At 45.0% G+C, this 8,626-nt stretch carries 1 protein-coding gene; it reads right to left on the minus strand.

Going from position 1 to position 8,626, the window contains the following annotated elements:
* The coding region (locus GQR46_RS12170) for an Ig-like domain-containing protein (RefSeq protein WP_206009565.1) at nucleotides 1-8,513 on the minus strand (8,513 nt) is incomplete at its 3' end.
* Nucleotides 8,514-8,626: the final 113 nt, after the last annotated feature.

Consider the following 8,626-nt stretch of genomic DNA (forward strand, 5'->3'; position numbering starts at 1 on the left):
TCGGTGATAGTTAATGTAACGGTGCCACCAATTTCATTACTGGTGCCCTGAAGCTCTGGTGTTAAGTCGCTGACATCGCCTACGTTTTGAATGGTGAGTAGTGGCGCTTGCGTGTCGATAGTCGTGGTGTCACTCACGGTGGTTTCATTGCCAACACTGTCGCGTACACTTACTTCAATGGTGCTTTGACCTTCACTTAATGGTGTCGCTGGTGTGGCGCTCCAATCACCGTTTGCATCCACAAGGGCGGTGATAGTTTGCGGGTTGCCTGCGCTGTCGGTCACTACAATAGTGACTTGCGCGCCTTCACCCGCATCGCTTGTGCCGCTAATAACCGGTGTATTGCTGTCGCTTTGTGCTGCAACATCAACAGTGAGTGTCGGCGGTGTATTATCAAAGTCATCTGAACTAATTGTACGGGTATTACCTGCGGCATCGGTCGCTGTTGCGATCACTGAGCCAACATCAAGTAAAGATACATCCAACCCGACTAATGACCAGTTGCCATCCGCATCCGTTGTAGTGGTATATGTTGCACCAATACCACCGTTAACAAGTTGCTCGGTAATAGTAATTTCACTGCCAATGGGCAAGTCAGACGTACCGCTTAGGGTAATTAATAAACCAAGTTCAAACGTTGGTGTAAAGGCAAGTGCTGGCGGGGTTACGTCTACTTCGCCACTGTCCGTGCCGGTGCCTGTGTTGCCTGCAGCATCAGTGATGCTGGCGCTGACGCTGTAGTCACCTTCAGCTAATGTACCTGTTGGTGTCGCACTCCAGTTACCATTAGCATCGGTTTGTACATCAATGCTTTGAGTGGTATTCGCTGCATCTGTAAACGTAACTGTGATAGTGCTATTAGGTGCATCACTGGTACCAGTCACTGTGGGTGTGGTGTCGTTGGTGAGTACTGGCGCATCCACACTCACACTTGGTGCTGTGGTATCAATGGTGCCATCGCTCGCAATATCGGTGCTGTTGCCTGCCGCATCGCTAATACTTGCTTCGATGCTGTATGGCCCTTCTGCCAGTGCAGTCGGTACTTCCACTGAGAAGTTGCCATCAGCATCCACAGTGGTGGTGAACGTTTGTGAGCTACCAAAATCATCCACTACGGTGAAGTTAATAACCGTGCCTTCAACCGCATCGCTTGTGCCGCTAAATGTCGGGGTGATGTCATTACTTGAACCAGGGCTGGTAAGTACAAGGGTCGGTGCAATTGTATCCACCTCTCCTGCGCCTGTGCCGTTGGCTTCGTTGCCAGCGGCATCGCTCACGCTTGCGCTTACGGTGAAGTTACCTTCTGCAAGGGCTGTCGTAACAGGGGCTGACCACGCGCCACTTCCGCCAACTGTCGCGGTAATGGTTTGCTGTGCACCGGCACTGTCTGTCACAATAATAGTGACTTCACTGCCTTGTGGCGCATCGCTTGTACCCGAGATGGTCGGTGTCGTGTCATTGCTAACACCATTGTCTACAATAACAAGGCTTGGTGCGGTTAAGTCAATCTCGCCTGTTTCGGTGGCGCTGCCGATATTACCTAGGCCATCGTCTACCTGTGCGGTAACAGTATATTCGCCTTCGGCTAAATCAGTTGGTGCATCGATGCTCCATACACCACCCGTTACCGTCGTATCAACAGTCGTAATATTCCCTGCACTGTCTTCAAACGTTAAACTAATCGTGGTGCCATCTGCCGCATCGCTTGTACCATTAATGGTTGGGGTGGTGTCGTTGGTATCAACCAATGCATTAATACTAATGCTTGGGGCCGTGGTGTTGAGTGTTGCGGTTTCACTTAATGTAGTGGTATTACCGGCGTTATCACTAACGCTAGCTTCAATGGTGAGCTCACCATCGCTCAGTGCATTCGGTACATCCGCTGACCAGCTGCCATCAGCTTGTACTGTTGCGGTGAACGTTTCTGTATTATCTGCATCCGTGACGTTAATCGTTATAACCGTGCCTACTGGCGCGTTCGATGTCCCGCTAATTGTTGGTGTGCTATTATTCGTGGCACCGACTGTGTCTAACGTCAATGTCGGCGCTAAGGTATCTAGGTTGCCTGTTTGTGTGGCGCCGCCGGTGTTGCCTGCATCATCGGTGATACTGGCTTGCACACTGTAGCTGCCCTCTGGTAATTCAGGGCTGATTGCTTGCCAGTTGCCGTTCGCATCGACTGTGGCTGTAATTGGTGTTTCATCGCCGTTACTGTCTGTGATAACAATATTCACAACGGTGCCTTCAGGCTCTGTTGAGGTACCACTAACAACAGGGGTGCTGTCGTTGCCTAAACCCAGTGCATCAACGGTGATAACCGGTGTAATGGTATCTACATTACCACTACTGTTGGCCGTGGTGTCGTTGCCTGCGGCATCGGTAATGCTGGCAACAACGCTAAAGTCACCTTGTGCAAGGGCACCTGGAATTTCAATATTCCAGTGGCCATCACTTTCAACGGTGGTGGTGAAGGTTTGCTCAGCGCCTTGGCTGTCGGTGATGGTCAGTGTTACGGTGCCGCCAATTTCATTACTAGTGCCCTGCAGCTCAGGTGTTAAATCGCTGACATCGCCTACGTTTTGAATGGTGAGTATTGGCGCTTGTGTGTCTAACGTAATTGTATCTGTAACTGTTGTCGTATTTCCTGCTTCGTCAGATACACTCACTTCGATGGTGTTATCACCTTCATTTAAATCTGTTTGTGGAGTTACTTCCCAGTTACCATTTGCATCTACTGTGGTGCTAAGTGTTTGTTCAACTCCATTTTCATCTGTAATAACAACCGTGATACTGGTACCAACGTCTGCATCACTAGTGCCTGAAATAGTAGGCGTTGAGTCGTTGGTTACAGCTTCAAAGTCAACGGTTAAGCTAGGTCCTGATGTGTCTATATTACCGGTAGCCGTAGTTGAAGCGCTATTTCCTGCAGCATCAGATACTTCAGCTTCTACAGAATAATCGCCCGAGGCCAACTCTTGAGAAAGTTCAACACTCCAATTACCATCGGCATCCGTTGTTGTGCTAAATGTACGAACAACCCCTTGAGAATCAGTAACCGTTAAATTTATAACTGTGCCTGAAGCTACGTCTGTTGTGCTACCTGAAATAATTGGAGTAGTGTCATTACTAGTTTCTAGTTCATTAACTTGTATTGTTGGAGGCGTAATATCAATTACAGCATCAAGCTCTGCATTAGCCGTTCCACCACCTATGTCTGTTACTGTTGCAATAATTAAAATGGTGCCCTCAGCTAAATTTGCAGGCGGAGTAACACTCCAAAGACCGTTTTCATCAACAACTGTGGTTAAAGTAATTACTGCACCCGCTGAGTCAGTGATCTGAACTTCCACTTGAGAGCCAACTTGTGCATTAAAAGTATCACCATTTATTTGAGGTGTTTGATCGTTAGTTTCGCCAATAATATCAATGGTAATGGTCAATGCGCTTGTATCAATTGTGCCTGAAGCACTTGCTGTGCCTTCATTACCAGCGCTATCACTAATACTTGCATCTACAGAGTAGCTTCCTTCAGCTAAAGCCGCGGATACTTCTGCAGTCCAACTTCCATCAGCAATTACTTGTGCTGTAATTGTTTGTAATTCACCGTTAGCATCGGTCACGGTTAAAGTTACGGTTGAACCAGCTGGCTCACCGCTAGCTGTGCCTGAAATAGTTGGTGTTGTATCACTCGTATCGCCTACCGCATTAATAGTAACTATTGGCGCTGTGGTATCAACTTCTCCCGTTGTTGTGGCTGTGGTTTCATTACCCGCGGTATCAGTAACCGATACTTCAACAGTAAATTCGCCTTCACTTAATTCGTTCGGCACATCTACACTGAAGGTGCCATCGGCTTGTACTTCAGTAGTAATTATTTGTGGATTACCTGCTTCATCAGTCACGGTAATAGTAACAACCGTGCCTTCTGGCTCACCCGTCGCGGTGCCTGAAATAGTTGGTGTGGTGTCGTTAGTATCACCTACAGGGTCTATTATTACTGATGGTGCAGCCGTATCAACTTCTCCAGTCGTAGTTGCTGTGGTTTCATTACCTGAAGTGTCAGTAACGGATACCTCAACTGTAAATTCGCCTTCACTTAATTCGTTTGGTACATCAACACTGAAGGTGCCATCGGCTTGTACTTCAGTGGTAATGATTTGTGGGTTACCTGCTTCATCAGTAACTGTAATAGTAACAACCGTGCCCTCTGGCTCCCCCGTTGCGGTGCCTGAAATAGTTGGGGTGGTGTCGTTACTATCAGCCAGTGCATCTATCGTGATCACCGGTGCTAAAGTATCAACCTCGCCAGTCGTAGTTGCTGTGGTTTCATTGCCCGCAGTATCTGTAGCCGATACCTCAACAGTAAATTCACCTTCACTTAATTCGTTCGGCACATCAACACTAAAGGTGCCATCAGCGAGTACTTCTGTAGTGATAGTTTGTGGGTTACCGGCTTCATCAGTCACGGTAATAGTAACAACCGTGCCTTCTGGCTCACCTGTTACGGTGCCTGAAATAGTTGGGGTGGTGTCGTTACTATCAGCCAGTGCATCTATCGTAATCACCGGTGCTGAGGTATCAATAGTACCCGTTGTTACTTCTGTACTTTCGTTACCCGCAGTATCAGTGATTGATACGTCTACACTGTATTCGCCTTCGCTTAATTCATCTGATACATCAACAGTGAAAGTGCCGTCAGCGAGTACTTCTGTGGTGATGGTTTGTGGGTTACCTGCTTCATCAGTCACGGTAATAGTAACAACGGTGCCTTCTGGCTCGCCCGTTACAGTGCCAGAAATTGTCGGTGTTGTATCGTTACTATCAGCGAGTGCATCAATCGTAATAGTTGGTGCGGTATTATCGATAGTTCCTTGTGCTGAAGTTTCACTTTGGTTACCTGCTTCATCGCTAACGATGGCATTAACGCTAAAGTCACCTTCAACTAACTCATTAATAGCATCAGCTGTCCAGCTACCATCAGCTAGCGTTTGTGTTGTAATTGTTTGTGTATTACCACCAGCGTCCGTCAATGTTAACGTAACCGTTGTTCCAGCTGGCACATTTTGTACGGAACCTGAAATTGTTGGAGTAGTATCGGCGCTATCTGGGATTGCATTAATTGCTATAATTGGAGCTGATAAATCAATTGTTCCAGTACCGGTATCGCTTGCTTCATTACCTGCAGCGTCTGTTACTGTTGCCGTAATTGTAAAGTCGCCTTCAGCAACAGCTTGAGTTGCACCTACTTGCCAAGTTCCATCTTCTGACACAACCGCCGTCAATGTTTGAGACTCACCATTTGCATCAGTAACTAAAACACTAACAAGGCTACCCGGAGCTACATCACTCGTTGTTCCGCTAAATGTAGGTGTTGTATCGTTTGAATCAGCAAAGTCATTTATTGCAACTAAAGGAGGGGTGGTATCAACTGAGCCTAATTGTGAATCTTGAGCTGCGTTACCCGCATTATCAGATACATTAGCAGTTACGGTAAAATCCCCCTCGCTTAAAGCAGTTGGAACCTCAATACTCCAAGTACCATCCGCACTTATAGTAGTAACTAACTGTTGCTCAGCCCCTAGACTATCGGTAACAATTAAAGTTACTTCACTGCCCGATGCTAATCCTTGGGTAGAGCCTGTAAGAGTAGGTGTTGTATCGTTTGTATCTGCAATATTGTTAATAGTGACACTTGGTGCGGTTAAATCAACCGTACCTGTAACAGTTGCAGTACTGCTATTGCCTGCAGTGTCGCTAACACTTGCTGTTACTGTGAAATCACCTTCACTGAGATCTGCAATAATATCCGCTGTATATGTACCATCGGCATTTGTAAGTGTTGTGAGTGTTTGTTCATTGCCTTCACTGTCAGTTATTACTAATGTAACTTCGGTCCCTGCAGGTACATCAATTACGTTACCACTTACTGATGGGGTTACATCATTCGTATCCTCAATAGGATTAATCGTGATTGCAGGATCGGTTAAATCAATCTCTCCAGTTTCACTTGCAGAAGCTGTATTACCTGCAGCATCAGTCACTGTTGCAATTACACTAAACTGACCTTCAACCAATTCATTACTTGCCTCAACAGACCAACTTCCGTCAGCACCTGTAACTACTTGCACGGTTTCTGCTACGCCATCGCTTCCTGTAAATGTAACGGTTACTAACGCACCAGGTTCTACGTCTTGGGTAGAGCCGCTAATTGTTGGTGTTGTATCGTTAGTATCAATAATAAAATTAATGCTTACAGTTAAATCAACATTACCTACTGCACTTGCTTGCGCTTCATTGCCCGAGTCATCTATAACCGCTGCAACTACAGTAAAGTCGCCCTCAGGCAGAGGAGTTGTTACTTGTGCAGTCCACGAACCATCTGCTTGCGTCACTGCTAGTAATGTAAATGTACTGCCATCGCTTGCCGTAATAGTTAAAGTAATGGTAGTACCTGCAGGCACATTACCGGTGTTACCACTTAAAAATGGAGTGGTATCGTTAGTATTAGCAATTGCATCGATTTGAATTGAAATAGGAGCAAACGTTATTTCGCCGTTTGTTTGCGCAGTAGCCTCATTACCCGCAGCATCGGTTACTGACGCAGTTGCTGTAAACTCACCACCTGGCAAGATTTCATTAGCATCAACACTCCATGTACCATCTTCATTTAATAAAGTAGTTAAAGTTTGTACGCTACCGTTTATATCGGTTACTAATACTGTAATTACAGAGCCCGCTGGAACGTCTTCTACCCTACCTACAAATGTTGGTGTAGTATCGTTAGTATCAGCAATTGCAGTAACGGTAATATCTGGATTTGTTAAATCAACAACACCTTGGTTATTTGCTTGGGCTTGATTACCTGCAGCATCGCTTACACTTGCATCAACCTCAAACTGCCCTTCAGCCAATGGCGTAGTTACGTCAATAGACCAATCACCATCAGCGTTAGTTTGGGTTAATAATGTTTGAGTTTGACCATTAAAATCGGTAATAACCACACTAATAATAGAGCCAGCAGGTACATCTTGCGCGTTACCTGTAATAGTTGGCGTGGTGTCTTGAGTGTCGTTAATATTATTAATTTGTACCGTAGGCGCCGTTAAATCAACTACTCCTGAATCACTTGCTAATGCTAAGTTTCCTACACTGTCGCTTACTTGTGCATCAACTGTAAAATCACCTTCAGGTAAAGGAGTCCCAACTTCTACACTCCAGCTTCCATCGGCTTGAGTAACCGCTGTTAATGTTTGTATTTGTCCTGCACTATCTGTAACAGTAATTGTTACTTGCGTGCCTTCAGGAACCCCATTTGTTGTTCCAAAAAGTGGTGGTGTTGCGTTATTTGTTTCATCAGTTACATTTACTGTGATTACCGGAGCAGTTAAATCTACATTCGCTAAAGCTTGATCTACAGCTTGATTTCCAGCGGCATCAATCACCACTGCGCTTACGTTAAACTCTCCTTCAGATAAAGGTGAGGTAGTAGTAATAACCCAATTTCCTAGTGCATCAACCTGAGTAACAATTGTTTGTACCGTACCTGCACTATCCGTTAACGTGACCGACACATTATCACCAGTGTTCAACCCAGATACAGTCCCTGTTATTGTCACTGTTTGCGAAGCAGAATCGGCAACAGGATCAATAGCAATAAGCGGAGGTGTTGTATCAATTTCTATAAAAATAGTGTCGTTTATAGGGGTGCCAACAGGATCTGTCGCCTCAACAACAACGGTCACAGGACCATCCGCAACTGGAGTTGGTAGGGTTATTTCAAAGGTACCATCAGGGCCAATCACAACACTAACTACTTGAGAATTTCCATCAACATCAGTTACCGTTACATTAACCGTTTCGCCAATTAAGTTTTCACTCGTACCGGTAATTGTTGGTTGTGATGAATTAGTAACGCCCAGCTCATTAAGTGAAATAGAAGCCGAAGTTGCGTCAGGCACAATACCATCAGAGGTATCTCTTAAATTAAAAGCTTCAGTAGCGCTTTGATCAAAAGAAGAATCAAAAGTAACACTACTAGGATCAACACTTTCAGAAATTCGGGTTAACTGTACAAACGAACTACCTCCATCTGCACCAGCTGCATTACCGCCACCAGCGGCTGTTGCCTCTAAATTATCTAAAATGTCCCCATCACCCTCTAATGCATCTAAAAAATCTGTTACATCTGAATTAGCCGCCGTTGATGAGTCTTGTTCTGTACCTAAATCTAAGCTTGCGATTGCTTCATCTAAACTTTCATCAAAAACAGTTGTTTCGCTAGAGTCTCTTGCTTCTTTAGCTAATAGGTCTGGTGTTATTTTTACCTTTTGATTTGCGGGTATAGATAAGGTTTCACCTTGCACATCTATTTGTAACGACGACTTAATAGCAGTAACAACTAAATCACCTACGGTAATAATGTCACCAACGTTTAACGCTCTTATTGATCCATCATCCAACACAACACCCGCCGAACCCTGAATATCAATAACTACAAGTTGATTTGCTTCCATTTAGGTACCCTCAAACTTTTTAAAATAACAATCTAATAAATTAAAGGTAGAACAAAAAAAGCACATAGATACTGGACTCAAGTACAGGTTTAGAAGAAAAATTCAAAAATAAA

The sequence above is a fragment of the Pseudoalteromonas sp. Z1A6 genome (assembly GCF_011378745.1).
Classification (GTDB): Bacteria; Pseudomonadota; Gammaproteobacteria; order Enterobacterales; family Alteromonadaceae; genus Pseudoalteromonas; species Pseudoalteromonas arctica.